This window comes from Pseudomonas sp. DE0010 (assembly GCF_007680745.1).
GTDB classification, from domain to species: domain Bacteria; phylum Pseudomonadota; class Gammaproteobacteria; order Pseudomonadales; family Pseudomonadaceae; genus Aquipseudomonas; species Aquipseudomonas parafulva_B.
Genome location: NZ_VEJQ01000002.1, coordinates 161547 through 187617 on the forward strand (window position 1 = coordinate 161547; position 26071 = coordinate 187617).

28 protein-coding genes are annotated in these 26071 nt (G+C 64.6%); 25 read left to right on the forward strand and 3 right to left on the reverse strand.

From position 1 onward, the window contains the following. Positions 1 to 23: 23 nt before the first annotated feature. The 3 genes from mscK (at position 24) to trxC (ending at position 5375) form a co-directional block, all read left to right on the forward strand. Positions 24 to 3332 (forward strand): mechanosensitive channel MscK, encoded by a 3309-nt coding sequence (gene mscK, locus FS767_RS02310; protein WP_144964046.1) that lies wholly within the window; start codon positions 24 to 26, stop codon positions 3330 to 3332. Positions 3333 to 3453: 121 nt separating this feature from the next. After that, positions 3454 to 4914: a protein adenylyltransferase SelO gene (gene selO / locus FS767_RS02315; RefSeq protein ID WP_144964047.1), complete on the forward strand. Its 1461-nt coding sequence runs from the start codon at positions 3454 to 3456 to the stop codon at positions 4912 to 4914. 26 nt (positions 4915 to 4940) lie between these two features. Next, the gene (gene trxC, locus FS767_RS02320; protein ID WP_144964048.1) at positions 4941 to 5375 is read left to right on the forward strand and encodes a thioredoxin TrxC; all 435 of its coding nucleotides are present in this window, start codon (positions 4941 to 4943) and stop codon (positions 5373 to 5375) included. A 2-nt stretch (positions 5376 to 5377) separates the two neighbouring features. Here trxC and FS767_RS02325 read toward each other — a convergent pair whose 3' ends face one another. From FS767_RS02325 to FS767_RS02335, 3 genes are all read right to left on the reverse strand, one after another. Further along, positions 5378 to 5734: a type II toxin-antitoxin system HigA family antitoxin gene (locus FS767_RS02325; RefSeq protein WP_058638107.1), complete on the reverse strand. Its 357-nt coding sequence runs from the start codon at positions 5732 to 5734 to the stop codon at positions 5378 to 5380. After that, complete coding sequence (locus FS767_RS02330; protein WP_144964049.1) at positions 5724 to 6032, reverse strand: type II toxin-antitoxin system HigB family toxin; 309 nt, start codon at positions 6030 to 6032, stop codon at positions 5724 to 5726. Before FS767_RS02330 ends, FS767_RS02325 begins: the two co-directional genes overlap by 11 nt. Positions 6033 to 6093: 61 nt before the next feature. After that, entirely contained in the window at positions 6094 to 6867 is a 774-nt protein-coding gene (locus tag FS767_RS02335) for a ParA family protein (RefSeq protein WP_144964050.1), read from the reverse strand. A gap of 299 nt (positions 6868 to 7166) precedes the next feature. On the opposite strand from FS767_RS02335, the gene FS767_RS02340 reads away from it, so the two are divergent. Genes FS767_RS02340 through FS767_RS02445 form a run of 22 tightly spaced genes read left to right on the forward strand, consistent with a single transcriptional unit; the run spans position 7167 to position 26048 of the window. Beyond that, on the forward strand, positions 7167 to 7886 hold the full coding sequence (locus tag FS767_RS02340) for a beta-ketoacyl synthase chain length factor (protein WP_144964119.1): 720 nt from the start codon (positions 7167 to 7169) through the stop codon (positions 7884 to 7886). Then, positions 7862 to 8674 (forward strand): 1-acyl-sn-glycerol-3-phosphate acyltransferase, encoded by an 813-nt coding sequence (locus FS767_RS02345; RefSeq protein WP_144964051.1) that lies wholly within the window; start codon positions 7862 to 7864, stop codon positions 8672 to 8674. The genes FS767_RS02340 and FS767_RS02345 overlap by 25 nt, the downstream gene beginning before the upstream one ends. Next, positions 8649 to 8921 (forward strand): phosphopantetheine-binding protein, encoded by a 273-nt coding sequence (locus tag FS767_RS02350; RefSeq protein ID WP_058602945.1) that lies wholly within the window; start codon positions 8649 to 8651, stop codon positions 8919 to 8921. The genes FS767_RS02345 and FS767_RS02350 overlap by 26 nt, the downstream gene beginning before the upstream one ends. Positions 8922 to 8930: 9 nt before the next feature. Further along, positions 8931 to 9185, forward strand: a complete 255-nt coding sequence (locus FS767_RS02355; RefSeq protein ID WP_058602944.1) for an acyl carrier protein — start codon at positions 8931 to 8933, stop codon at positions 9183 to 9185. Next, positions 9182 to 9727, forward strand: coding sequence for a hypothetical protein (locus tag FS767_RS02360; protein ID WP_144964052.1), 546 nt, complete (start codon positions 9182 to 9184; stop codon positions 9725 to 9727). The genes FS767_RS02355 and FS767_RS02360 overlap by 4 nt, the downstream gene beginning before the upstream one ends. Beyond that, positions 9724 to 11403, forward strand: coding sequence for an AMP-binding protein (locus FS767_RS02365; RefSeq protein WP_144964053.1), 1680 nt, complete (start codon positions 9724 to 9726; stop codon positions 11401 to 11403). The genes FS767_RS02360 and FS767_RS02365 overlap by 4 nt, the downstream gene beginning before the upstream one ends. Continuing rightward, a complete protein-coding gene (locus tag FS767_RS02370; RefSeq protein WP_144964054.1) occupies positions 11396 to 12130 on the forward strand; it encodes a glycosyltransferase family 2 protein in 735 nt (244 codons plus the stop codon). Before FS767_RS02365 ends, FS767_RS02370 begins: the two co-directional genes overlap by 8 nt. Beyond that, positions 12127 to 13065 (forward strand): glycosyl transferase, encoded by a 939-nt coding sequence (locus FS767_RS02375; RefSeq protein ID WP_144964055.1) that lies wholly within the window; start codon positions 12127 to 12129, stop codon positions 13063 to 13065. The genes FS767_RS02370 and FS767_RS02375 overlap by 4 nt, the downstream gene beginning before the upstream one ends. Then, a complete protein-coding gene (hutH, locus tag FS767_RS02380; RefSeq protein WP_371921572.1) occupies positions 13046 to 14590 on the forward strand; it encodes a histidine ammonia-lyase in 1545 nt (514 codons plus the stop codon). Before FS767_RS02375 ends, hutH begins: the two co-directional genes overlap by 20 nt. After that, positions 14583 to 15008, forward strand: coding sequence for a thioesterase family protein (locus FS767_RS02385; RefSeq protein WP_144964056.1), 426 nt, complete (start codon positions 14583 to 14585; stop codon positions 15006 to 15008). Before hutH ends, FS767_RS02385 begins: the two co-directional genes overlap by 8 nt. Then, entirely contained in the window at positions 15005 to 15619 is a 615-nt protein-coding gene (locus FS767_RS02390; protein WP_058602937.1) for an outer membrane lipoprotein carrier protein LolA, read from the forward strand. Before FS767_RS02385 ends, FS767_RS02390 begins: the two co-directional genes overlap by 4 nt. After that, the gene (locus FS767_RS02395) at positions 15609 to 17930 is read left to right on the forward strand and encodes an MMPL family transporter (protein ID WP_178102702.1); all 2322 of its coding nucleotides are present in this window, start codon (positions 15609 to 15611) and stop codon (positions 17928 to 17930) included. The genes FS767_RS02390 and FS767_RS02395 overlap by 11 nt, the downstream gene beginning before the upstream one ends. Beyond that, positions 17927 to 19084 (forward strand): sodium:proton antiporter, encoded by a 1158-nt coding sequence (locus FS767_RS02400; RefSeq protein ID WP_144964058.1) that lies wholly within the window; start codon positions 17927 to 17929, stop codon positions 19082 to 19084. Before FS767_RS02395 ends, FS767_RS02400 begins: the two co-directional genes overlap by 4 nt. Further along, positions 19071 to 20318 carry an NAD(P)/FAD-dependent oxidoreductase gene (locus tag FS767_RS02405; protein WP_144964059.1) on the forward strand — a complete coding sequence of 416 codons (1248 nt, stop codon included), beginning with the start codon at positions 19071 to 19073 and terminating at the stop codon, positions 20316 to 20318. Before FS767_RS02400 ends, FS767_RS02405 begins: the two co-directional genes overlap by 14 nt. Next, positions 20315 to 21046, forward strand: a complete 732-nt coding sequence (locus FS767_RS02410; RefSeq protein ID WP_144964060.1) for a class I SAM-dependent methyltransferase — start codon at positions 20315 to 20317, stop codon at positions 21044 to 21046. Before FS767_RS02405 ends, FS767_RS02410 begins: the two co-directional genes overlap by 4 nt. Then, positions 21043 to 21528: a DUF3261 domain-containing protein gene (locus tag FS767_RS02415; protein ID WP_144964061.1), complete on the forward strand. Its 486-nt coding sequence runs from the start codon at positions 21043 to 21045 to the stop codon at positions 21526 to 21528. The genes FS767_RS02410 and FS767_RS02415 overlap by 4 nt, the downstream gene beginning before the upstream one ends. Then, positions 21525 to 22718 carry a beta-ketoacyl-[acyl-carrier-protein] synthase family protein gene (locus FS767_RS02420; protein WP_144964062.1) on the forward strand — a complete coding sequence of 398 codons (1194 nt, stop codon included), beginning with the start codon at positions 21525 to 21527 and terminating at the stop codon, positions 22716 to 22718. The genes FS767_RS02415 and FS767_RS02420 overlap by 4 nt, the downstream gene beginning before the upstream one ends. Further along, on the forward strand, positions 22715 to 23182 hold the full coding sequence (locus FS767_RS02425; protein ID WP_023532704.1) for a hotdog family protein: 468 nt from the start codon (positions 22715 to 22717) through the stop codon (positions 23180 to 23182). The genes FS767_RS02420 and FS767_RS02425 overlap by 4 nt, the downstream gene beginning before the upstream one ends. Further along, on the forward strand, positions 23179 to 23907 hold the full coding sequence (gene fabG, locus FS767_RS02430) for a 3-oxoacyl-ACP reductase FabG (protein ID WP_144964063.1): 729 nt from the start codon (positions 23179 to 23181) through the stop codon (positions 23905 to 23907). The genes FS767_RS02425 and fabG overlap by 4 nt, the downstream gene beginning before the upstream one ends. Next, positions 23907 to 25133, forward strand: coding sequence for a beta-ketoacyl-ACP synthase (locus FS767_RS02435; RefSeq protein ID WP_058638110.1), 1227 nt, complete (start codon positions 23907 to 23909; stop codon positions 25131 to 25133). Before fabG ends, FS767_RS02435 begins: the two co-directional genes overlap by 1 nt. A 21-nt stretch (positions 25134 to 25154) precedes the next feature. Continuing rightward, complete coding sequence (locus FS767_RS02440) at positions 25155 to 25586, forward strand: hypothetical protein (RefSeq protein WP_058638111.1); 432 nt, start codon at positions 25155 to 25157, stop codon at positions 25584 to 25586. 15 nt (positions 25587 to 25601) lie between these two features. Next, positions 25602 to 26048: a hypothetical protein gene (locus tag FS767_RS02445; RefSeq protein WP_027913518.1), complete on the forward strand. Its 447-nt coding sequence runs from the start codon at positions 25602 to 25604 to the stop codon at positions 26046 to 26048. The last annotated feature ends 23 nt before the right edge of the window (positions 26049 to 26071 follow it).

Here is a 26071-nt window from a genome sequence, read left to right on the forward strand (position 1 = left end):
CCTGATCCACAAGTAGTCTGCCTATGTCCTTTCGCCTGCACCTTCGCACAGCCCTGCTCGGGCTGTGCCTTTGCCTTCCCCTGGCGGTCGCCGCCGCTGAAGCCCCCACCACCGCCAGCGTCCAGGAAAGCCTCGACAAGATCGCCGAGCGCAAGCTGCCCGAAGCCGATCAGAAGGCCCTGCAGCAGGTGCTCGAGCAGACCCTCGGCCTGCTGGCCAGCAAGGAAGACAACGAACGCAAGCTGGCTGCCCTCAAGCAGCAACTGGCCAGCGCGCCCAAGGAAACCAGCGACAGCCAGAAGGAGCTGGCAAGGCTCAAGCAGAGTTCGGTGCAGTCGGTGGCCCAGCGCTACGCAAACCTAAGCGTGCCGCAGCTCGAGCAGATGCTCAGTGAGCGCACTACCCAGCAAGGCGAGCTGCAAAAAGCGCTGTCCGAAGCCAACAGCCTGATCATCAATTCGCAGACCCGTCCCGAACGGGCCCAGTCCGAGATCAGCAGCAGCCAGGCGCGGGCCCAGCAAATCAACAGCATCCTCAAAAGCGGCAAGGACGCGGGCAAGCCTGTCAGCCCCGACCTGCGTAACCAGCTCAACGCCGAACTGGCCTCGCTCAACGCCCTTACCCAGTTGCGCCGCCAGGAGCTGGCTGGAAACAGTGTGCTGCAGGACCTGGGCAATGCCCGCCATGACCTGCTGATCGAGCGCACAGCACGCCTGGAACAGGAAATCCAGGACCTGCAGACCCTGATCAATGACAAACGCCTGGCCCAGTCCCAGGAAACCGTCACGCAGCAGTCGATCGAAGCCCAGAAAGCCGGTGGCAGCAGCCTGTTGGCCACCGAAAGCGCAGCCAACCTCAAGCTGTCCGACTACCTGCTCAGAAGCACTGACCGGCTCAACGAACTGACCCAGCAGAACCTGCGGACCAAGCAGCAGCTCGACACCTTGACCCAGGCCGACCAGGCGCTGGACGAGCAGATCAGCGTTCTCAAAGGCAGCCTGCTGCTGTCCAAGATCCTGTACAAACAGAAACAGACCCTGCCGCATCTCAAGCTCGACCGTGACCTGGCTGACCAGATCGCCGACACACGCCTGTACCAGTTCGAGGTCAATCAGCAGCGCGAGCAGATGAGCAGCCCGGTCAGCTATGTGGACAAACTGCTGGCAGCCCAGCCCCCCGAAACCGTCACCCCCCAGCTGCGCAAGGCATTGCTGGAAGTGGCCATCACCCGCAGCGACTTGCTCGAACGCCTGAACCGGGAACTGTCGGCCCTGCTCAACGAATCCATTACCTTGCAGCTGAACCAGAAGCAGCTGCTGGGCACTGCCCAAAGCCTGCGTACCACGCTGGACGAGCAGATGTTCTGGATACCCAGCAACAAGCCGTTGGACTGGGACTGGCTGGCCTATGTGCCGCAACGCCTGGCTGACCAGGTGGCGGACCTGCCGTGGGGCTCGGGCCTCAAGGAGCTGGCTGACGGGTTGAGCCAGCGCCCGTTGCTGTTCCTGCCGCTGTTGCTGGTGATCGGCGCGTTGCTGTGGCGACGCAAGTACCTGTACCAGCGCCTGGGCAAGGTGCACCAGGACATCGGCCATTTCCGCCGCGACAGCCAGTGGCACACCCCTCAGGCGATCTTGATCAACATCCTGCTGGCGATGCCGGTGAGCCTGGGTCTTGCGCTGTGCAGCTATGCCTTGCAAATCGACGCCCGCGGGCAGAACGCCAACCTTGGCGCGGCGCTGTGGCAACTGGCCCAGGCCTGGCTGGTGTTCTATACGGCCTACCGCATTCTCTCGCCTGGCGGGGTGGCCGAGATTCACTTCCGCTGGTACAAGCCGCAAGTGGAGTTCCTGCGCGGCTGGGTCCGGCGTCTTGGCACCGTGGTGCTGGCATTGGTAGGGGTGGTGGCGGTAGCCGAACACCAGCCCTCGGCGCTGGCCGATGACGTGCTGGGGATTGGCGTGGTACTGACTTGCTACGCATTGATGGCCTGGTTGCTCAGCCGCCTGTTGCTGAGCAGCCCTGCCCACCGCGACACCTCGCTGTTTCGCAAGGCAGTGGGTGTGGCGTTCACGGCCTTGCCCATCGCCCTGTTCATCGCCGTGTGTTTCGGCTACTACTACACGGCGCTGAAACTCACCGACCGCCTGATCTACACCCTCTACCTGCTGCTGTTCTGGCTGGTGATCGAGGCGGCATTCGTGCGCGGGCTGTCCGTGGCCGCCCGACGCCTGGCCTACCAGCGCGCGCTCAGCAAGCGGGCTGCGGCCAAGGAAGGGCTCGATGGCGAAGTCGTCGTCGAAGAGCCGACGCTGGATATCGAACAGGTCAACCAGCAGTCCTTGCGCCTGATCCGCCTGGCCTTGCTCGGCGGTTTCATCGCCGGCCTGTACTGGGTGTGGTCGGACCTGCTCTCGGTGTTCGCCTACCTCAACAACTTCGTGCTGTACGAATACACCAGCGGTACAGGCGCTGCGGCGAGCATGGTCCCCATCAGCCTCGGTGACCTGCTCGGCGCACTGGTGATCGTGGGCATCACCTTCGCCCTGGCCGGCAACTTGCCCGGCCTGCTGGAGGTGCTGGTACTGTCGCGGCTGAACCTGGCCCAGGGCAGCGCCTACGCCACCACCACGCTGCTGTCCTACACCATCGTCGGCATCGGCATCGTCAGCACCCTCTCAACCCTGGGGGTCAGCTGGGACAAGCTGCAGTGGCTGGTCGCCGCGCTGTCGGTAGGCCTGGGTTTCGGCATGCAGGAAATCTTCGCCAACTTCATTTCGGGCATCATGATCCTGTTCGAACGCCCGGTGCGTATCGGTGACACCATCACCATCGGCAACTTGTCGGGCACGGTGAGCAAGATCCGCATCCGCGCCACCACCATCACCGACTTCGACCGCAAGGACATCATCGTCCCCAACAAGACGTTCATCACCGGGCAACTGATCAACTGGTCGCTCACCGATACCGTCACCCGCGTGACCCTGAAGCTGGGCATCGACTACGGCTCGGACCTGGACCTGGTGCGCGACCTGCTGCTCAAGGGTGCACATGAGAACCCCCGAGTACTCAAGGACCCCGAACCCCTGGTGTATTTCCTGCAATTCGGGGAAAGCTCGCTGGACCACGAGCTGCGCATGCACGTCCGTGACCTGGGTGATCGCAACCCCACGCTGGACGAGATCAATCGCTACATCAACCGGGAATTCAAGGCGCACGACATCAAGATCTCCGTACGCCAGGTCGAGGTGTTCCTGATGGACCCCAAAGCCGGCAAACAACAGTTGATACCGATGGACTCGCCAAAATCCGATGGCACTCCCCCGGTGTGATTGGACTCCATAGGGCAGATACGCCCGTTCCACCCGCGAGGGCCTGGCCCTCGTTCACGGCCGGTCCGCCCGCACAGGGCCACGCAGCGGCCTCTTGCCACCCCGACTCAGGAGCAGCCCTGTGAAAGCCCTCGACCAGCTCACCTTCGACAACCGCTTCGCCCGCCTGGGTGACGCATTCTCTACCCAGGCACTGCCCGACCCCATTGCAGACCCTCGCCTGGTGGTCGCCAGTGCGTCGGCCATGGCGCTGCTCGACCTGGACCCGGCCCAGGCCGAGCTGCCTTTGTTCGCCGAGCTGTTCAGCGGCCACAAGCTCTGGGAAGGCGCCGATCCGCGGGCGATGGTGTATTCCGGCCATCAGTTCGGCGGCTACAACCCGCGCCTGGGGGACGGGCGCGGCCTGTTGCTGACCGAGGTGGTCAACGATGCCGGTGAACATTGGGACCTGCACCTCAAGGGCGCCGGCCAGACACCCTACTCGCGTATGGGCGATGGCCGTGCCGTGCTGCGTTCCTCGATCCGTGAGTTTCTGGCCAGCGAAGCCTTGCATGCCCTGGGCATCCCCAGCAGCCGAGCCCTGTGCGTGATCGGCTCCAGTACCCCGGTGTGGCGCGAAACCCAGGAAAGCGCTGCCATGCTCACCCGCCTTGCCCAGAGCCATATCCGCTTTGGCCATTTCGAGTACTTCTACTACACCCAGCAGCCCGAGCAGCAGCGCGTGCTGATCGACCATGTACTCAATGAGCATTACCCGCAGTGCAAAGACGCCGAACAGCCTTACCTGGCCATGTTCCAGACCATCGTCGAGCGCAATGCCGAGCTGATCGCGCGCTGGCAAGCGTACGGTTTCTGTCACGGCGTGATGAACACCGACAACATGTCGATCCTGGGGATCACCTTCGATTTCGGTCCGTTCGCATTCCTCGACGATTTTGATGCCAACTTCATCTGCAACCACTCCGACGATCGCGGCCGCTACAGCTATGCCAATCAGGTACCGATCGCCCATTGGAACCTCAGTGCGCTGGCCCAGGCCTTGACCACGGTGATCGATGTCGAAGCGCTCAAGCAGGCGCTGGCGCTGTTCCTGCCCCTGTACCAGGCCCATTACCTGGACCTGATGCGTCGCCGGCTCGGCCTGACGACGGCCGAGGACGAGGACATGGCCCTGGTCGAGCGCCTGCTGCAACGCATGCAGAGCGGTGGCGTGGACTACAACCTGTTCTTCCGCCGACTGGGCGACCAACCGCTGGCCGACGCGCTGCAATCGGTACGTGACGACTTCGTCGACCTGGCAGGTTTCGATGCCTGGGCGGTGGACTATCAAGCCCGCTGCGAACGTGAACCGAACCATGCTGGCGGGCGGCGTGAGCGCATGCACGCCGTGAACCCGCTGTATGTGCTGCGTAACTACCTGGCGCAGAACGCCATCGAAGCGGCCGAGGCAGGTGACTACACTGAGGTCAGGCGCTTGCATCAGGTGCTCAGCCGCCCGTTCGAGGAACAGAGCGGGATGCAGGCCTATGCAGCGCCGCCACCTGCCTGGGGCAAGCACTTGGAAATCAGTTGCTCGTCCTGAAACCCACTTACTCGAACGGAGATGAAATGACCGATTCGCTGGTTGTCCCTTGCCCCCACTGCAACGGCCTGAACCGCTTACCCGCCGACCGCCTGGGCGACGCGCCCAAGTGTGGCCGCTGCAAGCAGCAGGTCGTGCTCCAGACGCCGTTCGTGCTGACCGAGAGCAGCTATGCCAGCCAGGTCAAAGGCGACCTGCCCTTGCTGATCGATGTCTGGGCCGATTGGTGCGGCCCCTGCAAGGCCTTCGCGCCAGTGTTCGAACAGGCGGCCCGCCAATTGAGTGGCCGCTGCCGCCTGGCCAAGCTCGACAGCGAAGCCAACCGCACCTTGGCGGGGCAACTGGGCATTCGCTCGATCCCGAGCCTCATCCTGATGCGCAACGGCCGCGAGGTCGTGCGCCAGGCGGGGGCTCTTCCCCTTCAGGCACTGCTGGAGTGGCTGCGCAGCAAAGGGGTTTGACTTCAGGTACCCCCCAGCAGCGACTCATAGGGGATGCGTAGCCCCTCGTGCAGGCGTCTGATCATGGAGAGGCTCAGCCTACGCTTTCCATTCAAGACCTCAGATACCCGGCCACTGGGCCCGATATAGGGCTCCAGGTCTCGCGGGGTGAGGCTTTGTTGCTCCATGCAGAATTTGATGGCTTCCAGAGGGGTAGCCGACTGAATGGGGTAGTACTTGTTTTCGTACACTTCAATCAGGGTTACGAGTACTTCCATTTCATCAGCTTCGGGGGTGCCCGGTTCGGCTTGGAAGATAGCCTCAAGCCGCCGAAAGGCCGCGTGCAGATCCTCATCACTGCGAATAGGCTTAATATTCACACACTGTCTCCACGTCAATTTCGTCATAGCGTTCATGGGTGCCGACGAATTTCACCCAGGCGATACCCGCCTTATATTGCATTTCCACGACGAGGCGATATTTATTACCGCCAATGTTGAAAACAATGCGGTTCCTTCCACAGATGCTAGCGTTGCCGAGCTGATCTTTCACATCCTGCGGCGTTAGCCAAGTAGCTTTGATCACTAAGTCATACCAGCTTTCCAATACAGCCTTGGCATCGTGATTACCGGGCATCTCCCAAAATTTCACTAGACTGCTTTTGGCAATCACCCGCATTTCAAAAAATCTCCCGTTTTGGGAGATTATGATCAACACCAGACTTGCACGCAAGCTGCGCCTACCCCTCCCTACCCAGCAAATCATGCAGCGCCACGAATTGCTGGGTCAGTTTGTGACGGGGGTCGAGGTGGATCAGGGGCAGGCTGGCGTGGTGCGACTCACGCATCTTCACTGAACTACCCAGATACACCGGCAGCACCGGCAAGCCTTCGGCCAGTAGCGCGTCCAGCATCTGCTGCGGCAGGGTGGCACGGGGCTGGAACTGGTTCACCACGATGCCCTCGACGATCAGGTGTTCGTTGTGGTCTTCCTTGATGTCCTCGATCTCGGCCAGCAGCCCGTACAGGGCCTGGCGCGAGAAGCTGTCGCAGTCGAACGGGATCAGTACACGGTCCGCTGCGATGAGTGCCGAGACGGCGTAAAAGTTGAGGGCCGGCGGGGTGTCGATGTAAATCCGCTCATAGTCTTCACTCAAGTTTTCGAGCAATTTGCGCAGCTTGTTGATCTTGTGCTTGGCCTCGAGCTTGGGTTGCAGGTCGGCCAGCTCAGAGGTGGCGGTGACCACATGCAGGTTGTCGAATGGCGTCTGGTGGATTTCAACCTTGTTCTTCTTCGCTCCAGGTCCGCCGGACAGGCTTTGCTTGAAGAAATCGGCGATCCCCATGGGAATGTCTTCGCCCACCAGCCCAGTGAGGTACTGGGTCGAGTTGGCCTGTGCATCCAGGTCGATCAGCAAGGTTCGGTAGCCTTCATGGGCGCTTACCGCTGCCAGGTTGCAGGCGATGCTGGACTTGCCCACCCCGCCTTTCTGATTGAACACCACGCGTCGCATGACTGAGCTCCGGATAGGGACGAGGTTCCGAGTATGTGGCGACGCTGTGTTCATGACCAGCGCTGCTACAGCGGCCGCCACCACGCGTGGCGCCGTGCCGGCTGTCGGAAAAAGGAAACTATTCAATCGGACCACGCCACATCCGCTTGAAGGCGTTGTCTCTTTGGATCCGAATCCATTGCTACATCACCGCCGCACCGGGATAATGCGCGCCACTCGATGAACGCACCACCCCTGACAGGCAGGCGCCGAGTCGTTCGCTCGGCATGGAAGCCCCTCAGGGCGGGAAGAAGACCACCGTGATCACCTTCAACATCACCCAATGGCGTGCATGGGCTCCGGGCCTTTCGGCGCCTGCCGACTGGCACGCCTGGGCTAGCGGCAATTCGCCATCGGGTGCAGACGCCTGCGCGCCTGACGTGGCCTTCCTGCCAGCCATGCAGCGTCGTCGGCTGAGCCACATGGCGCGCATGGCGTTCGCGGTGGCCTGGCCATTGGCAGAGGGCCAGCCGCCGCTGCCGCTGGTGTTCGTTTCACGCCACGGTGAAACACCCCGCACGTTTTCGATTCTGGGCGAACTGGCTGCCGGGCAGCCGCTGTCCCCTACCCAGTTCAGCCTCTCGGTGCACAACGCGGTCATCGGCCTGTGGTCGATCCTGCGCGGTTCCACCTGCGAGATGACGGCTCTGGCCGCTGCCGGGGATGGTTTCGAACAGGGCGTGGTAGAAGCCGCAGCGCTCATGGCTGATGGCGCCCCAGCCGTGCTGCTGATCGTCACCGAAGAGCAGCCACCACCGGCCTATGGCCCCTGGATAGACGACGTACCGTTCGCCTACGCGCTCGGCCTGTTGCTGACCCCAGGCCGGCAATGGCAGCTGGCGCCCGGCGAGGTTGCCGCGTTACCTGTCGTGCCTGCGCTGCCTCACGGCCTGGCCTGGCTCAAGGCCATGCTCAACGGCCGCACCGATTTCACTCACACAGGGAAGCGTCGTACATGGAACTGGCACCGACAGCCGTGAGCAGGCCAGGCGACGCCTATATCTGGCGCCTACTGGCCACCGCCATGAGCTTTATGCTGTTTGGCGTGGGCTGCCTGACCCTGCGGCTATTCGTGTTTCCGCTGCTGGCCTGCCTGCCGGGTGGCCGGGCACGACACCGCGAGCGGGCCCGGCGCACCATCAGCTGGCTGTTCTGGCGCTTCGTGCAGTTCATGCGCGCCATGGGTGTGCTGACCTACGAAATTGAAGGGGCCGAGCGCCTGGGTCGGCCGGGTCAGATGATCATCGCCAATCACCCGTCCCTGATCGACGTGGTGTTCCTGATCGGTCTGGTACGCCAGGCCAACTGCGTCGTGAAGCAGAGCCTGTTCGACAACCCGTTCACGCGCGGGCCGGTCAGCGAGGCGCAATACATCGGCAACGATGGCAGCATGGACATGCTCGACACCGCCGTCGCCTCGCTGCAACAGGGCCAGACCCTGGTGATTTTCCCGGAAGGCACGCGTACTTCGCCTGGTCAGGCGCCGGCCTTTCACCGCGGCGCGGCTGCGATTGCCCTGCGCGGTGCAAGCGTCATCACCCCTGTCACCATCAAGGTCAGCCCGACCACGCTGACCAAGAACGAACCCTGGTATCGCATACCCGGCAGGCGGGTGCACTTCACCCTTTCGGTGGGCCCGGACGTGCATCCCGACGCCTACACGGCCCTGGGCCCTGCGCCCAAAGCTTCCCGTCTGCTCAACGATTATCTGCACAACTACTACATCAAGGAGCTCGCCGCCGATGAGCGCGCCACAGCAAAACCTTAACCGTGATCTCAAGCAACTGATCATCGACGCCCTGGGCCTGGAGGACATCAGCGTCCAGGACATCGACGACGAACAGACCCTGTTCGGCGAAGGCCTGGGCCTGGATTCGGTTGATGCGCTCGAGCTCGGCCTGGCCATCCAGAAGCGCTATGGCATCAAGATCGACGCCGATGCCAAGGACACCCGCAACCATTTCAGCAGTGTCGCCGCCCTGGCGGCGTTCGTCACCGCCCGTCAGGCCGCCTGAGATCGCACCATGCAAACCCGTGAAGACATCTTCAACATTCTGCGCGACGCCCTGGTCGAATTGTTCGAGCTCGAGCCTGAGCGCGTTAGCCTGGACGCCAACCTCTACCAGGATCTGGAGATCGACAGCATCGACGCCGTCGACCTGATCGATCACATCAAGCGCCAGACAGGCAAGAAGATCGCCGCTGACGAGTTCAAGTCGGTGCGTACCGTCAACGACGTGGTCGAGGCTGTGTTCCGCCTGGTGAACCCGGCGGCATGAAGCGACTGATCGGCGCCGGCCTGCTGATCGCCGGGCTGCTGTATCCGTTCGCCGTGCATTTCGGCATGGCGCACTACGCCCCCTGGCAATTTGGCCTGCTGCTCGGCGGCCTCTGGCTGGCACGTGCGCTGAGCGCGCCTCGCCGTCCCGGCAGCCTGTGGATGGCAATCGCCGCCTTGGTGTTCTGTGGGCTGCTGGGGCTATCGGACAGCCAGGCACTGCTGCGTTGGTATCCGGTGCTCATCAGTACCTTCATGCTGGGGCTGTTCGGTAGCAGCCTGGTGCACGGCATACCGGTGGCCGAACGCCTGGCACGCTTGAGCGACCCGGCGCTGCCGCCGCGCGCTGTGCGTTATACCCGGCAGGTCACCCAGGCCTGGTGCCTGTTCTTCCTGCTCAACGGCCTGATCGCGGCCGCCCTTACGCTGTGGGCGCCGTTGGGCTGGTGGACGCTCTACAACGGCGTGATCGCCTATGCCGCGATGGGCGTGCTGTTCGCCCTCGAATGGCTGATTAGACAACGTGTGCGAGGACGCTCATGAACTGGATCAACCTCGAACACCTGCTGCTGCCGCTGGATGCGCCGCGCCAGGTGACCCAAGCCCCCGCCCTGGACCACGCCGAACTGAGCCAGCAGGCGCTGCGCCTGGCCGGTGGCCTGCGTGCGCGGGGTGTACGCCGGTTGGCGGTGCACCTGGAGGACGCCGCGCAACTGGCCGCCGTCCTGCTCGGTGCATGGCGGGCCGAGGTCGAGGTCTTGCTACCGGCCGACCTGCAACCGGCCACCCGCGAGCGCTGGAATGCCCACGTAGACCTGTGGCTCACGGATCTGGCTGAGGACACATCGCCCAACAGCTTGCTGGACGCGCCTTTGCCACCTGCCGTCCTGGATCTGGCCCGGTGCCGCATCAGCCTGTGTACCTCCGGGTCAAGCGGCGAGCCCAAGCGCATCGACAAGCAGGTCACGCAACTGGCCAACGAGGTGAATGCGCTGGAGCACCTGTGGGGCAAGGCTCTGGGCCCTGCCTGGATCATCGGCAGCGTCGCTACCCAGCACATCTACGGCCTTCTGTTCCGCGTGCTGTGGCCCTTGTGCGCCGGGCGCGGGTTCGAGCGCCGCCAATTGCCGTTCCCCGAGGACCTGCAACGGGCCAGCCGCGCCCACCCGGCCTTTGCCTGGGTCGCCAGCCCGGCGCTGCTCAAGCGCATGGGAGAAAACCTCGACTGGCCAGCCCTGCAACCGGTGCGCAAGGTGTTCTCGTCGGGCGGTGAGTTGCCCGCCGATGCAGCCGAGCGCCTGCACCAGCGGCTGGGCCAATGGCCGGCAGAAATCCTCGGCAGCTCGGAGACTGGCGGGATCGCCTGGCGCCAGGGGCAGTCGTTGTGGCAGCCGTTTGCCGGTGTACAGCTCAGCCAGAATGATCAGGGGGCGCTGTGCATCGCCTCGCCCTACCTCCCAGCGGGGCATGTGGAACACAGCGCCGACGCCGTCGAATTCTCGTCCGACGGGCGCTTTCGCTTGCTGGGGCGACTGGATCGGATCGTCAAGCTCGAAGAAAAACGAATTTCGCTCCCCATGCTCGAACAGGCCTTGTGCACGCATCCATGGGTGTCTGAAGCACGTCTTGGCATGATCGAAAACGGCCGGGCCAGCCTGGGCGCCGTGCTGGTGCCGACCCCCGCAGGCCTGCACGCCCTGCGCAACCAGGGGCGGCGGGCCTTGGTCGACGCCCTGCGCAGCCACCTGGCAGGCCACTGCGAGGCGCTGGCACTGCCACGCCGTTGGCGCCTGGTGCAGCACTTGCCGCTCAACAACCAGGGCAAGCTGACCCAGGCTGCGCTGCAGGCATTGCTGCTGGCGCCTCGCAGCATGGCCCCGCATGTGCTGGAGCAGCACCGCGAAGGTGACGAGCTCCAGCTCAAGCTCGGCGTGCCCCTGGACCTTGCCTGTTTCCCAGGGCATTTTCCCCGCACGCCGGTGTTGCCCGGTGTGGTCCAGATCGACTGGGCCGTCGCGCTGGCCGCTGAGCTGACCGAGTCGCCGCTGCGCTTTGCAGGCATGGAGGTGCTCAAGTTCCAGCAGTTGGTGCGGCCCGGCGATGAGCTGGCGCTGAGCCTTCGCCTGGACACGTCACGCGGCAAGCTTTACTTCGCCTTCACCTGTGCCGGTCAACCGTGTTCGAGCGGCCGGGTTCTGTTGGAGAACGCCTGTGCATAAGCCCTGCGCGGTGATCCCGGTCTACAACCACGAACAGGCCGTCCCGGCGGTGGTGGACGATTTGCTGCGCGCGGGCCTGCCCTGCGTGCTGGTCGACGATGCCAGCGATGCAGGCTGCGCGCAGGTGCTCGCCCGGCTGGCCGAACAGAGGGATGTGTTCCTGGTCACCCTGCCTGTCAATCAGGGCAAGGGCGGCGCAGTCATGGCCGGCCTGCGCGAGGCGGCGCGACTGGGCTTCAGTCATGCGTTGCAGGTCGATGCCGATGGCCAGCACGACCTGGGCGATGTGCAGACGTTTCTGGAGCATTCCCGCCATGCCCCCCAGGCACTGGTGTGCGGTTATCCACAATACGACGCCAGTGTGCCCAAAGGGCGGCTGTACGCGCGTTACCTGACCCACGTCTGGGTGTGGATCAACAGCCTGTCGTTGCAGATTCCCGATTCCATGTGCGGGTTTCGGGTCTATCCGCTGCCAGCCACGCTGGCCCTGATCGACAACGTGCGCCTTGGCAAGCGCATGGACTTCGACCCGGAAATCCTCGTGCGCCTGGCCTGGCGCAACCAACCGATGCGCTGGTTGCCGACGCGGGTACATTATCCACAGGATGGCCTGTCACATTTTCGCCTGGTCCATGACAACGCACTGATCTCCAAGATGCACGCCAAGCTGTTCTTCGGCATGCTGGTGCGAGCACCTGCGATTCTCTGGCGACGGTGGCGGTCATGAGCACACCGTCACAGCACTGGGCCGACCACCAGGAGCGGGGCAGCTTCTGGCTGATGAAGCTGACCGCCACCCTGGTACGGTTGCTTGGCCGCCGTGTGCTCAGCCCATTGATCCACCTGATCGTCGCGTACTTCTTCCTGTTCGGTCGCCGCGCCCGCCGCAGCGCGTGGCAGTACCAGCAACGCTTGCACCAATGGAACGCCGGGCAGACGCCTGCCCCAAGCTCATGGCAGGTCTTTCGTCAGTTCATGGCCTTTGCCGAGGCCCTGCTGGACAAGCTTGACGTGTGGAACGGCAAGCTGCGCATCGAGGATATCGAAATCCACGACCCGGCCGGCTTGCGCCGGCAACTGCGCGGCGCTCGCGGGCAGATGCTGGTGGGTGCCCACCTGGGCAACCTGGAAGTCTGCCGGGCCCTGGCCGAAATCGGCGAGCAGGTGACCATGAACGTGCTGGTGCACACCCGCCATGCCGAGCGCTTCAACCGCCTGCTGGGCGAGGCTGGAGCCACCAACCTGCGACTGATCCAGGTCAGCGAGCTGGACCCTGCGGTGATGCTGCAACTGTCCGAGCGCCTGGAGCGCGGCGAATGGCTGGCAATCGCTGGGGATCGCGTGCCGCTGCATGGCGGGCGCACTGTCGAGGTGGACTTTCTAGGCCATCGCGCCGCCTTCCCGCAGGGCCCATGGTTACTGGCAGGCATGCTCGAGTGTCCGCTCAACCTGCTGTTCTGCCTCAAGCATGACGGCCGCTATCACGTCACCCTCGAGCCCTTTGCCGAACGCCTGCAATGGCGACGTGGCCAGCGCGATCAAGTCATCGCCCAATGGGCCGCCCGCTACGCCGATCGCCTGGGCCACTACTGCACGCGCGCGCCCCTGCAGTGGTTCAATTTCTACCCTTTCTGGAAGACCGATGACGATGCAAGCGCATGAACCTGTCACGTTCGGCGAATCGCCGCTGGCTATCGAAGACGTCGTGGCGCTGGCCGAAGGCCGTGCCACGGCGCACCTGCAGGACGATGCTGCCTACCGCGAGCGCATTGCCCGCGGGGCGCGCTTTCTCGACACCCTGCTCGACAAGGAAGGGGTGATCTACGGCGTGACCACCGGCTACGGTGACTCCTGTGTCGTGGCCGTGCCGCTTGAACACGTCGAGGCGCTGCCACGCCACCTCTACACCTTCCACGGTTGCGGCCTCGGCAAGCTGCTGGACGCCTCGGCCACTCGCGCAGTGCTGGCTGCACGCCTGCGTTCACTCAGCCACGGCGTATCGGGTGTTCGCCTGGAACTGCTCGAGCGCCTGCGCGACTTCATTGCCCACGACATCCTGCCGCTGATCCCCGAAGAAGGTTCGGTAGGCGCCAGTGGCGACCTTACCCCGCTGTCCTACGTAGCCGCGACGCTCTCGGGCGAGCGCGAGGTGATGTTCCAGGGTCAACGCCGCCGCAGCGCCGACGTGCACCACGAACTGGGCTGGCAGCCCCTGGTGCTCAGGCCCAAGGAAGCCCTGGCCCTGATGAACGGCACGGCAGTGATGACCGGCCTTGCGTGCCTGGCATTTGCCCGCGCCGATTATCTTCTGCACCTGGCAACCCGGATCACTGCATTGAACGTGGTTGCCTTGCAAGGCAACCCCGAGCACTTTGACGAGCGCCTGTTCGCCGCCAAGCCGCACCCTGGCCAGGCGCAGGTCGCCGCCTGGCTGCGCCAGGACCTGGCGATCGACGCCCCCCTGCCGCCCTTGCACCGCCTGCAGGACCGCTATTCGCTACGCTGCGCGCCGCATGTCCTGGGGGTGCTGGCCGACAGCCTGGGCTGGTTGCGCGGTTTCATCGAGACCGAGCTCAACAGCGCCAACGACAACCCGATCATCGACGGTGATGCCGAGCGCGTGCTGCACGGTGGGCATTTCTACGGCGGGCACATCGCCTTTGCCATGGACAGCCTCAAAACCCTCGTCGCCAACGTGGCCGACCTGCTCGATCGACAGCTCGCGCTGGCGGTGGATGTGCGTTACAACCACGGCCTGCCGAGCAACCTGTCGGGCGCACCGGCCGAGCGCGCCATGATCAACCATGGGTTCAAGGCTGTGCAGATCGGGGCCAGCGCGTGGACCGCCGAAGCGCTCAAGCAGACCATGCCCGCCAGCGTGTTTTCGCGCTCAACCGAATGCCACAACCAGGACAAGGTGAGCATGGGCACCATCGCCGCCCGCGATGCCCTGCGGGTCCTGGAGCTGACCGAGCAAGTCGCCGCCGCGGCACTGCTGGCCGCCAATCAGGGCGTTTGGTTGCGCAGCCAGCAGGCTCAGGCACACGCGTTGCCCCCTGCGCTGGCGCAGATGCACGAGGCGTTGCTGCAGGAGTTCGCGCCGGTCATCGAAGACCGCGCCCTTGAAGGCGACCTGCGCCACTGCCTGGTGCGCATCGGTCAACGTCACTGGAGGCTGCATGCGTAACCCTGGCGTTTTCCACGTCGACACCGAGGTCATCGTGCCGTTTTTCGATGTCGACAGCATGCATGTGGTCTGGCATGGCCATTATGTGAAGTACCTGGAAGTGGCACGATGCGCCCTGCTCGACCGCCTGGCGCACAACTATGTGCAGATGCAGGCCAGCGGCTATGCATGGCCGGTGATCGACCTGCAGCTGCGCTACATGCGCGGCGCCACCTTCGGCCAGCGCCTGATTGTGAGAGCCAGCCTGGTGGAATGGGAAAACCGCCTGAAGCTGCATTACCTGATCAGCGATGCCGTGACCGGGGAGCGCATGACCCGTGCCAGTACGGTTCAGGTGGCCGTGCACATCGACAGTGGCGAGATGCAGCTGGCCTCGCCGCAGGCCATGCTCGATGCCGTGCAGCAGGTGTTGCCATGACCCCTGCGCTAAAACGGCTGGCCCGCGTGCTGGCAACGTTGGCGGTGCTGATCGTCAGCCCCTTGAGCGCAGCCTTCGACCTGGACGACCTGCAACGCCAGCTCAGCGCACCTGCGGTGGTCAAGGGCCCATTCATTCAGGAAAAACACCTGCGTGCCCTGCCCCAGCCCTTGCTGAGCGAGGGTGAGTTCGTGCTTGCCCGTGATCATGGCCTGCTCTGGATGCTGCATACCCCCTTGCGTCAGGACTACCGGATCGACGCCCAGGGCATTGCCCGGCGCGACCCGAGCGGCTGGCAAGTGCTGCCAAGCCGCAGCGCCGGTGCGCAGCAAAACCAGCTGTTCTTTGCCGTGCTGCAAGGTGACAGCACCGGGCTGCAGCGTGATTTCGAACTGGCGTTGAGCGGCGATGCAACCCAGTGGCAGCTGCGTCTGACCCCACGCTCGTTGCTGCTCAAGCAAATCTTCAGCCGCATCGACATCAGCGGTGGGCGTTTCGTGCAGCGCATCGAGCTGAGCGAGACCCAAGGCGACAGCACGGTATTGCGCCTGCCTGAAAGCACCGGCGCGGCCGAGCTGAGCGACATGGAGCGCAGTGACTTTGCCGACTGAACGCCAGTTGCCACGCCTGTTCGTCTTCGTGCTGCTGATCATGCTGGCCATGGCCGGCTGGCAGTGGCACCGCGGCGCGCCCTTGTCTGCCGACTTGATGGCGCTGGTGCCCGGCGCGACCCAGGATCCTCTGGTGCAACAGGCCGAGCAGCGGATGCAGGAGCCACTGAACCGCGAGTTGCTGCTTCTGGTCGGCCACGCTCAGCGACCACAGGCAGTGGCGCTGGCACAACGGTTGGCGGATCAGTGGCAGGCCAGTGGCCTGTTCGAAAAGGTGCAGTGGAGCCTGGACACCGACCTGCAGGCGGTGCGAGACCAGTTGCTCAAAGGTCGCCTGGCCATGCTGCCGGCATCTGACCGGCAACAATTGCAGCAGCAGCCGGACGCCTTCGTGGCGCAGCGCGTCCAGAGCCTGGTCGACCCCTTCGCAGGGTTTAGCCTGGTGCCGGGCCAGGACGACTGGTTAGGGCTGACCGGGCGCATCCAGAATGCCCAGCCCAAGCCCGCGAACGTGGAACTGGACACCGCCAGCGGTGCCTTGATTGCCCAGGCCGAAGGGTATTACTGGGTGCTGGTGCGCGCGCGCACCCTGGGCAATGCCTTCGACATGCATCTGCCCCTACAGGTGGCGGATTTGCTGGCACAGGGGCGTGTGCAGGCAAGCGCCGTCGATGCGCGGTTGCTGGCCGCCAGCGGCCTGCTGCACGCCGCCGCCGGCCAGCAGCAAGCCAGCCGGGAGATCACCTGGGTAGGCGGCGGGGCAACGCTGGGTATCTTGCTGTTGCTATTGCTGGCCCTGCGCAGCGTGCGCGCGCTGCTGGCGTTCGTGCCCGTGCTGGTCGGCATGCTGTTTGGCTCAGTGGTGTGCGTGGCAGTGTTCGGCCAGATGCACGTCATGACCCTGGTCCTGGGCTCCAGCCTGATCGGCGTCGCGATAGACTATCCGCTGCATTATCTGACCAAGAGCTGGAGCCTCAAGCCCTGGCAAAGCTGGACGGCCGTGCGCCTGACCCTGCCAGGCATGAGCCTGAGCCTGGCCACCAGTTGCATCGGCTATCTGGCATTGGCCTTCACCCCATTCCCGGCGCTGACCCAGATTGCCGTTTTCTCCGCCGCTGGTCTGATGGGCGCCTACCTTAGTGCGGTGTGCCTGGTTCCGGCCCTACTGACCAGGGCTCAACTGCAACCCGCGGATTGGCCGATGCGTATCGCCCAGGCGCTCACCCGCTGGCGTGAGGCATTGCTGCGCAAAGTGCCGAGCGCAGCGTTGCTGGCCCTGCTACTGCTGTTCTGCGCCAGCGGCCTCTGGCACCTGCAGACCCACAACGATATCCGCCAATGGGTGGGCACGCCGCCGCAGCTGTTGCAGCAAGCCCAGGCAGTAGCACGCATCACCGGTTACCAGCCCACCAGCCAGTTCTACCTGGTGCGGGCTGCCGACCAGCAGCAATTGCTCGAACGCACCCAGCAGCTGGGGGCCAAGCTGGACGAGTTGGTGGCGCTGGACAAGCTCAAGGGCTACATGAGCCTCGGCCAACTGGTCGCTACCCCTGCCGAGCAAGCACAGGTGCGCGAGGCCTTGGCTGCGCTACCGGAGCACTGGCAGCCGCTGCTGGCGCTTGGCGTTCCCCAAGCGGCCCTAGAGGCTGAAGTCGCGCAACTGCGCGCACTGCCACTGCAGCGCATCGACGACGTGCTGGCAGGCCCGTTGGGCGAGGCATGGCGACCCTTGTGGCTGGGCAGCGCAGGTGACGGCGTTGCTGCCATCGTCAGCCTGCAAGGCTTGTCTGACGCCGCCCTGTTGCGGTTGCAGACGCAGGACCTGCCCGGTGTGCAGCTGGTTGATCGTCTCGGCGAGCTGAACCAGTTGTTCGCCGCCACCCAGGTCAGCGCAGCGGAGCTCAAACTGCTTTCGTGCGCGTTGATCTTGATGCTGCTGGCCGTGCCTTTCGGGTTGCGGGGCTCTTTGCGCATCGTGGCCCTGCCGCTGCTGGCTGCTCTGTGCAGCCTGGCGAGCCTCGGCTGGCTGGGCGAGCCGTTGACACTGTTCAGCCTGTTCGGGCTACTGCTGGTGACAGCCATCAGCGTCGACTACGCCATCCTCATGCATGAGCGCATCGGCGGCGCCGCGGTGAGCCTGCTCGGAACCTTGCTGGCTGCATTGACCACGTGGCTGTCGTTCGGCCTGCTGGCCCTGTCCAGCACGCCGGCCGTCAGCAACTTTGGCGTGGCGGTGAGCCTGGGGCTGGTGTTCAGCTTCCTGCTGGCGCCTTGGGCAGCGCCCCGCGAGGGAGCGCACGACCGCTCATGATGATCGTTATCTTCTGGGCGCTGGCGCTGGCGCTCTTCACCCTGGCCAACAGGCTGGGCAAGCGCCTCGGGTTGATCCCGATCGTCAGCCATCTGTTGCTGGCAGCGCTGGTGCTCCCTGCCTTGATGGGCCTGTGGGTGACGCCGCATTGGCGCTTGGAGGGCACTGCGCTGATCGCACCGGCATGGGTAAAAACGCTCTACGGCGGTAGTTTCGCCCTGTTGCTCGGCCACATTCTGATCGACGTGCTGGCGCTGCGCCCGGACCGCCAGGCGCTGAAACTTGCCGCACCCAGTTTCCTGCTGCCGTTCGCCTGCGGTATTGCCTGTGCCTTCTGGGTGATAGGGCTGAGCGGTGTCGGTGCACTGGCACTGGGGCTGGTGTTCGCGATCACCGCCATACCGGTGCTCTACCTGTATCTCCAGGCAATCGGTTATCCCCCGGCGGCCAGCCGGCGGTTGTTGCAGGCTGCCATCCTGATCGACCTGGCATGCTGGCTGTTGCTAGGGGTAGGCCAGGGCAGCCTAGACCCCGGCACACTGGCCTTGCCGCTATTGGCGGCACTGCTGCCGTGGCCGTTGCACGCACTGGGTTTGCGTGCGCCTTCGCTGTATGGCGCGTTGTTCCTGGTGCTGTTGTTCATTGCCGAACACTACAAGCTCAACGCACTGGTGCTGGGGGTTGGCTATCTGGCGTGCCTGGCCTGGCTGAAGGTGGCGGCGGCATTGCCGCTGCCAGAGCGGTACAATCGCCGCGTGCAGCAGGGTTTGGCGGTACCCATGATCCTGACCTACGGCGTGGTGCAGATCGATGCCCATCAAGCCTTGGGGCAGTTGGACGCGTGGCAGCTAGTTGCCCTGCTGGTGCTTCCGATCGTCAGCAAGTTGCTGGGCAACTGGCTGGGCCTGTGCTGGGCTGCTCCGTCGCCCGGCGCTGCCGGCAAATGGCGCGAGAGCCTGCTGCTGAACATTCGCGGCCTCAGTGAAATCGTTTTCCTCAACCTGCTGCTTTCCCAGCAGTTGATCACCCCAGCGGTGTACTTCGCGCTCATGCTGATGAGCCTGGTCGCCACCCTGATGCCGGCGCTGGCCGGCCTTCATCGCCTTCCACTCAACACAGAACCCATGGCAAGGAGCCCGCATGCCAAACCTTGAAACCCAACAACGCGAGGTCCTGGTCATCGGCGCCGGGCCTTCCGGCGCCATCGCGGCGGCCTTGCTCAAGCGCAGCGGGCACGACGTACTGGTGATCGAGCGTCAGCGTTTCCCGCGTTTTTCCATCGGCGAAAGCCTGCTGGCGCACTGCCTGGACTTCGTCGAAGATGCGGGCATGCTGGACGCCGTGCAGGCGGCAGGTTTCCAGTACAAGAATGGCGCTGCATTCGCCTGGGGCGACGAATACACCGCCTTCGACTTCGGGCAGACCTTCACGCCAGGCAAGACCAGCACCTTCCAGGTGCAGCGTGCCCACTTCGACCAGATACTGGCCGACCAGGCCCAGGCTCAGGGCGTGGAAATCCGCTACGAGCATGAAGTTGTCAGCGCCGACATGGGCGGGCCACAGCCGCAGGTGGTGGTGCGCCGGCCCGATGGCAGCGAGTACCTGCTCCAGGCCCAGTTCGTCCTGGATGCCAGCGGCTACGGCCGCGTGCTGCCGCGCCTGCTGGACCTTGAAGCCCCGTCCGCTTTCCCAGTGCGCAAAGCGGTCTTCACGCATATCGAAGACCGCATCGACCACCCCGGCTTCGATCGCGACAAGATCCTCATCACCACCCACCCCGAGCACCGTGACGTCTGGTTCTGGACCATTCCCTTCAGTGATGGCCGCACCTCGTTGGGGGTAGTGGCTGCCGCTGAGCGCTTTGCCGCTGCCCCTGACGACCTCGATGCGTGCCTGAAGCACTTCGTGGCGCAAGCGCCTGGCCTGGCCAAGGTGCTGGCCAATGCAGTCTGGGACACCCCGGCTCGCACCATCGGCGGCTATTCGGCCAACGTGAAGGCGCTGCATGGGCCGGGCTACGCCCTGCTGGGCAATGCAGCGGAATTCCTTGACCCGGTGTTCTCCTCCGGTGTCACCATCGCCATGCGCTCTGCCAGCATGGCTGCCGGCCTGCTGCACCGCCAACTGCAAGGGGAGGCAGTGGACTGGCAGAGCGCGTTTGCCGAGCCGCTGCAGCGTGGCGTGGATACCTTCCGTGTATACGTGGAAGGCTGGTACGACGGCAGTTTCCAGGATGTGATCTATCACCCCGGCAGCTCACCGGAGATTCGCGCCATGATCAGCTCCATACTGGCCGGGTATGCCTGGGATACACGTAACCCGTTCGTCGCCGAGCCGCGGCGCCGGCTGCGTACCCTGGCCGAACTGTGCGCAAGGGACACCCCATGACCCAGCGCCCGTTCTTGAGCGAGACTTATGTGGAAGAAACCCGCATCGGGTTTCGCTTCCTGAGCAGCCACACCTGGCAGCATCACGTGCTGCGGGTGGCGATCGATGACCTCGCCCGGCTCTTCGCAGGCGCCCTTCCCCAGGCGCCGGTTCTGCTCGATGCCGGCTGCGGGCAGGGCAAGTCGTTCAAGCACCTGCAGCGGGTATTCGCCCCCTCCAGGCTGCTGGGCACCGACGCCGATCCGCACAGCCTCGACCTCAGCGCAGCCGAGGCCAAGCGCCTCGGCATCGAGGTGGAGTTGTCAGGCGGTGACTGCGCCAACCTGCCCTACCCCGATGCCAGCATCGATGTACTGTTCTGCCACCAGACCTTCCATCACCTGGTCGAGCAGGAAAAGGCCCTGGCCGAGTTCTACCGCGTACTTAAACCAGGCGGCTACCTGCTGTTCGCCGAATCCACGCAAGCCTATATCGATACCTGGGTCATCCGCTGGTTCTTCCGTCACCCCATGCATGTGCAGAAAAGCGCCGAGGGCTATCTGCACATGCTGCGCGTGCAGGGGTTCGCGTTCGGGCCCGACAACGTGTCCTATCCCTACCTGTGGTGGAGCCGGGCCAAGGACTTCGGCCTGCTGGAGCGCCTGGGCCTGCGCAAGCCTCCACCGGTCGGCGAACGCGATGAAACGCTGGTCAATGTAGTGGCTCGCAAGCCCCTGGAGCACGCATGAAACCCTGGATGGCGCTTGCCGTTTGCCTGATGCTCGGTGCCTGCGCCGCCAGGGCACCACTGCCCGCATCCCTTCCGCCGCTTGCCCTGCCGCAGCAACTGCATGTTGAGCGCACCCAGGCCGGGCAGCGCCAGGACTGGCTACTGGTGATCCAGGATGAGGGCGGCCGTCTGCGCTGGTCGCTGCTCGACCTGCTGGGTATTCCCCAGGCGCGACAAGTGCTGGACGGCCAGCAATGGCAGGCCGACGGCTTGCTGCCACCCAACCCGGCGGCCCGCGAGTTGTTCGCCGCCATGCTGTTCGCCCTCACGCCCCAGGACCAGCTGGCCCGGTTGTATCCCCAGGCCCGGGAGCAGCAGGGGCAGCGTTGGCTGGGCGCGCGCTGGCGGGTAACCTACCGCACGGCCCACGCGTTTGACTTGCACCTGGACCAAGGCCTGCGCTATGTAATCGACCCCCTGCCCCGTGAGCACACACCATGACCGCCTACCTCAATGCCCTGGGCCTGATCTGCGCCCTGGGCCATGGCCAGGCCGACGTCGCCGCACGCCTGTTTGCCGGCGACTGTTCAGGGATGCGGCCCGCCGCAGGCTGGATTCCCGAGCGCCAGCCTCCGGTGGGCGCCGTGACGCAGCCGCTGCCAGCCGTCCCCTTGCCGGAGCAGCACAGCCGCAACAACCAGCTGTTGTACGCCGCCGCGCTGCAGATCGAGCCCGCCCTGCGCCAGGCGATCACGCAATACGGTGCCCACCGTGTCGGGGTGGTCCTGGGTACCAGCACCTCGGGCATCGCCGAAGGCAGTGCCGCCATTGGCCACTTCCTGGCGAGCGATCACTTCCCGGCCGATTATCACTATGCCCAGCAAGTGTTGAGCGCGCCGGCCGACTTTCTCGCCGACTGGCTGCAACTCGGCGGGCCGGCCTATGTGATTTCAACCGCGTGCACCTCCAGCGGCCGCGCGCTGCTGAGCGCTCGGCGTCTGCTGGACCTGGGCGTATGCGATGCGGTGTTGTGCGGCGGTGTGGACAGCCTCTGTCACCTCACGCTCAACGGGTTCAGCGCCCTGGAGGCGATCAGCGACCGCCGCTGCAATCCGTTCTCGGCCAACCGCGACGGCATCAATATCGGCGAGGCTGCCGCCTTGTTCTTGATGACCCGCGCGCCCGAAGCGCAAGGCGAGCGCATCGCCCTGCTGGGCGCAGGCGCCAGTTCCGACGCCCACCACATCTCCGCGCCCGACCCAACTGGCGCCGGTGCCTTGCAGTGCATGGGCAAAGCGCTGGACAATGCCGGGCTTGAGCCCGCGCACATCCATTACCTGAACCTGCACGGCACCGCCACGCCCCATAACGATGCCATGGAAAGCCTGGCCGTCGATACCCTGTTCGGCGCCGGCCTGCCGTGCTCATCCAGCAAGCCGATGACGGGCCATACCCTGGGCGCTGCCGGTGCGCTCGAGGCGGCGTTCTGCTGGCTGAGCCTGAGCAGGCACAACCCGTTGGGCTTGCTGCCGCCGCACTTGTGGGACGGCCAGCCCGACCCTGCCCTGCCTGAACTGACCCTGGTCGACGGCAGCCAGCGCCTGGCAACCCATGGCCCACGCCGACTGATGAGCAACTCGTTCGCCTTCGGCGGCAACAACGTCAGCCTGATTCTTGGAGACACCGCATGATCACCTGGCCCCTGGCCGAGCTGCTGCCCCATGCTGGCGACATGATCCTGATCGATCACATCGAGCACTGTGACGAGGAGCAGATCAGCACCCGCACCACCGTACGGCCCGGCGCACTGTTCAATCGCGCCGATGGCAGCCTGCCGGCCTGGTTCGGCATCGAGCTGATGGCCCAGAGCGTCGCCGCCTACGCCGGTTGCCGGGCGCGACGCAATGGCCAGGCCGTCGAGCTGGGTTTTTTGCTCGGTGCCCGCAAGTACACGTGCGATGTCGAGTCTTTCCCGGCCGGCGCCCAATTGCATGTCCATGCCCAACGCTCGCTCGAAGACGAGAACGGCATGGGCGTTTTCGAATGTCACCTGCGCGGCCCCGGCATCCACGCCACCGCCCGACTGAATGTGTACCGCCCGCCGCAAGCGGCCAGCTACCTGGCCGAAGCGGGCCCTGAGGAGCCCCTTTCATGACTGATACCATCCTGGTGACCGGTTCGAGCCGTGGAATCGGCCGTGCCATCGCCCTGCGCCTGGCACGTTCGGGTTACGACCTGGTACTGCATTGCCGCAGCGGCCGGGCCGAAGCCGACGTGGTGGCCGATCAAGTGCGTGCTCTGGGGCAGCAGGCGCGCGTATTGCAGTTCGACATCGGCGAACGCGCCGCCTGCCGCTTGGCGCTCGAAGCCGACGTGGAGGCGCACGGTGCCTACTACGGCGTGGTGTGCAATGCCGGCCTGACCCGCGATGGCGCTTTCCCCGCGCTGACCGACGAGGATTGGGACCAGGTGCTGCGGACCAACCTGGACGGTTTCTACAATGTGCTGCAGCCACTGACCATGCCCATGATCCGCCGCCGCGCGCCGGGCCGCATCGTCTGCATCACCTCGGTTTCAGGGCTCATCGGCAACCGCGGGCAGGTCAACTACAGCGCTTCGAAGGCGGGCCTGATCGGGGCGGCCAAGGCCCTGGCAATCGAACTGGGCAAGCGGCGCATCACCGTCAACTGCGTAGCGCCCGGGCTGATCGACACGGCCATGCTCGACGAACATGTGCCGGTGGACGAACTGATGAAGATGATCCCTGCCGGGCGCATGGGCACCGCTGAAGAGGTAGCAGGCGCCGTCAACTTCCTCATGTCGCCGGAGGCCAGCTACATCACCCGCCAAGTGCTGGCGGTCAACGGGGGGCTGTGCTGATGCGCCGCGTGGTCGTCACCGGCATGGCCGGCATCACCTCGCTGGGCAACGACTGGGCAACCATTGCCGGTCATTTCGCCAGCCAACGCAGTGGAATCCGCCGCATGGACGAGTGGGACCGCTTCGAGGAAATGAACACGCGCCTGGCCGGGCCCATCGATGATTTCAAGGTCCCGGCGCACTGGACGCGCAAGCAGCTTCGCAGCATGGGCCGGGTGTCGCGCCTGGCCGTTGGCGCTGCTGAACAGGCCCTCGCCGATGCAGGCTTGCTCGGCGACCCGAGCATTCGCGATGGCCGCATGGGCGTTGCCTGCGGTTCATCCACCGGCAGTACCGACGAGATCAAGGCGTTCGGCAACATGCTGCTCAACTCGGTGGCCGACGGGCTCAACGCCAATTCCTATGTGCGCATGATGCCGCATACGACCGCCGCCAACATCAGCATTTTCTTCGGCCTGACCGGGCGCCTGATCCCCACGTCCAGTGCCTGCACCAGCGGCAGCCAAGGCATTGGTTATGCCTATGAAGCCATCAAGTACGGGCGCCTGCCGATGATGCTGGCCGGCGGTGCCGAAGAACTGTGCCCGACCGAGGCCATGGTCTTCGACGCGCTCTATGCCACCAGCCTCAAGAACGACACGCCGCACCTCAGCCCGCGCCCCTACGACTGCGGCAGGGATGGCCTGGTGATCGGCGAAGGCGCCGGCATGCTGGTGCTCGAAGAGCTTGAGCATGCACGGGCGCGAGGCGCGAAGATTCATGCCGAGATCATCGGTTTCGGCAGCAACGCCGACGGCCAGCACACGACCCGACCCGAACAGTCGACCATGCGCCGGGCCATGGAACTGGCGCTCGAAGACGCAGGCCTGGCACCGGAGGCGATTGGCTATGTGAACGGCCATGGCACCGCGACCGAACAAGGCGATATCGCCGAAACCCTGGCCACCAGCAGCCTGTTTGGCCCACGCATGCCCCTCAGTTCGCAGAAGAGCTTCCTGGGCCATACCCTGGGGGCGTGCGGTGCGCTGGAGTCCTGGTTCAGCATCGAAATGATGAACAGCGACCGCTATGTGCACACGCTGAACCTGGACGCAGTAGACCCTCGCTGCGGCGAACTGGACTACCTGCGTGGTGAGTTCCGCCACATGAGCCACGGGTTCGTGATGAACAACAATTTTGCCTTCGGCGGGGTCAACACATCGCTGATCTTCCGCCGCTGGCCCTGACCCTCGATAGGAGCGCAAGGAATGTCCTCACTGCTACGCGCCGCTGCACTAGGGCTGGTACTGGCCGGCCTTGCCGGTTGTACCTCCAAACCGGTGCTCAACCCCTCGGAACAACTGGCTGCTGCCACCCCTTACACCCAGCAGCAGGTCCAGCAGGCGATCCTCAAGGCCATCGTCGAGCGTGGCTGGACGGCCCGTTCGGTGGGCGCCTCGGTCATTCAGGCCGACATCACCGTGCGCAATACCTTCTACGCCGCCGTGGATATTCACTACAGCGCCAGCCAGTTCCGCATCGATTACCGCGATAGCCGCGAACTGGGCTATGACGACGGCAAGATCCACCGCAACTACAACCGCTGGGTCTACAACCTGGACCGCAGCATCGTGCGCCAGCTCAACGCACTGTCCGCCGATCAGCTTCTGCAACGCAGCAACGCCTCATCCAACCACTGACCAAGGAAGACCCCGATGCGCTTGAAAACCCTGACCGCTGCCACCGCCCTGCTGCTCGCTGCCCTACCCGGCCTGAGCCAGGCTCGCGACACGGCGCTGTACCTGCCGTTCGAAAAGGTGGTGCAGCAGATGCTCGCCGAGAAGAAGCTCGATGGCTCGGTCAAATTCTACCTGGCCGGCGTAAAGCCGCGCGGCAAGGTCACCGTGATCAGCCCCAACTCGGTCACCAACAAGAAAACCAACGCCTTCAACAAGAGTGACGAGGCTGCCTGCGAGTGGGCCCTTCAATCCGCGTTGCTGACCTTGCAGGACGCTGCTCGCAAGGCCAACGCCAATGCCGTGACGAACATCGCCAGCTACTACAAGCGCAACGAGCGCAAGGACGCTTCCACCTACGAATGCCACGCCGGTGCAGTGATTGCCGGTGTTGCGCTCAAGGGTGACCTGGCCCGCGTCAACTGATGACCCGCCCCGCTCACCGGGCA

Bases quoted from the DNA above. Each gene is read 5' to 3' on its own strand.
- mscK (WP_144964046.1), top strand. From the start codon at position 24: ATGTCCTTTCGCCTGCACCTTCGCACAGCCCTGCTCGGGCTGTGCCTT.
- trxC (WP_144964048.1), top strand. From the start codon at position 4,941: ATGACCGATTCGCTGGTTGTCCCTTGCCCCCACTGCAACGGCCTGAAC.
- FS767_RS02330 (WP_144964049.1), bottom strand. From the start codon at position 6,032: ATGCGGGTGATTGCCAAAAGCAGTCTAGTGAAATTTTGGGAGATGCCC.
- FS767_RS02335 (WP_144964050.1), bottom strand. From the start codon at position 6,867: ATGCGACGCGTGGTGTTCAATCAGAAAGGCGGGGTGGGCAAGTCCAGC.
- FS767_RS02345 (WP_144964051.1), top strand. From the start codon at position 7,862: ATGGAACTGGCACCGACAGCCGTGAGCAGGCCAGGCGACGCCTATATC.
- FS767_RS02350 (WP_058602945.1), top strand. From the start codon at position 8,649: ATGAGCGCGCCACAGCAAAACCTTAACCGTGATCTCAAGCAACTGATC.
- FS767_RS02355 (WP_058602944.1), top strand. From the start codon at position 8,931: ATGCAAACCCGTGAAGACATCTTCAACATTCTGCGCGACGCCCTGGTC.
- FS767_RS02360 (WP_144964052.1), top strand. From the start codon at position 9,182: ATGAAGCGACTGATCGGCGCCGGCCTGCTGATCGCCGGGCTGCTGTAT.
- FS767_RS02365 (WP_144964053.1), top strand. From the start codon at position 9,724: ATGAACTGGATCAACCTCGAACACCTGCTGCTGCCGCTGGATGCGCCG.
- FS767_RS02375 (WP_144964055.1), top strand. From the start codon at position 12,127: ATGAGCACACCGTCACAGCACTGGGCCGACCACCAGGAGCGGGGCAGC.
- hutH (WP_371921572.1), top strand. From the start codon at position 13,046: ATGACGATGCAAGCGCATGAACCTGTCACGTTCGGCGAATCGCCGCTG.
- FS767_RS02385 (WP_144964056.1), top strand. From the start codon at position 14,583: ATGCGTAACCCTGGCGTTTTCCACGTCGACACCGAGGTCATCGTGCCG.
- FS767_RS02390 (WP_058602937.1), top strand. From the start codon at position 15,005: ATGACCCCTGCGCTAAAACGGCTGGCCCGCGTGCTGGCAACGTTGGCG.
- FS767_RS02400 (WP_144964058.1), top strand. From the start codon at position 17,927: ATGATGATCGTTATCTTCTGGGCGCTGGCGCTGGCGCTCTTCACCCTG.
- FS767_RS02405 (WP_144964059.1), top strand. From the start codon at position 19,071: ATGCCAAACCTTGAAACCCAACAACGCGAGGTCCTGGTCATCGGCGCC.
- FS767_RS02410 (WP_144964060.1), top strand. From the start codon at position 20,315: ATGACCCAGCGCCCGTTCTTGAGCGAGACTTATGTGGAAGAAACCCGC.
- FS767_RS02415 (WP_144964061.1), top strand. From the start codon at position 21,043: ATGAAACCCTGGATGGCGCTTGCCGTTTGCCTGATGCTCGGTGCCTGC.
- FS767_RS02420 (WP_144964062.1), top strand. From the start codon at position 21,525: ATGACCGCCTACCTCAATGCCCTGGGCCTGATCTGCGCCCTGGGCCAT.
- FS767_RS02425 (WP_023532704.1), top strand. From the start codon at position 22,715: ATGATCACCTGGCCCCTGGCCGAGCTGCTGCCCCATGCTGGCGACATG.
- fabG (WP_144964063.1), top strand. From the start codon at position 23,179: ATGACTGATACCATCCTGGTGACCGGTTCGAGCCGTGGAATCGGCCGT.
- FS767_RS02435 (WP_058638110.1), top strand. From the start codon at position 23,907: ATGCGCCGCGTGGTCGTCACCGGCATGGCCGGCATCACCTCGCTGGGC.
- FS767_RS02440 (WP_058638111.1), top strand. From the start codon at position 25,155: ATGTCCTCACTGCTACGCGCCGCTGCACTAGGGCTGGTACTGGCCGGC.
- FS767_RS02445 (WP_027913518.1), top strand. From the start codon at position 25,602: ATGCGCTTGAAAACCCTGACCGCTGCCACCGCCCTGCTGCTCGCTGCC.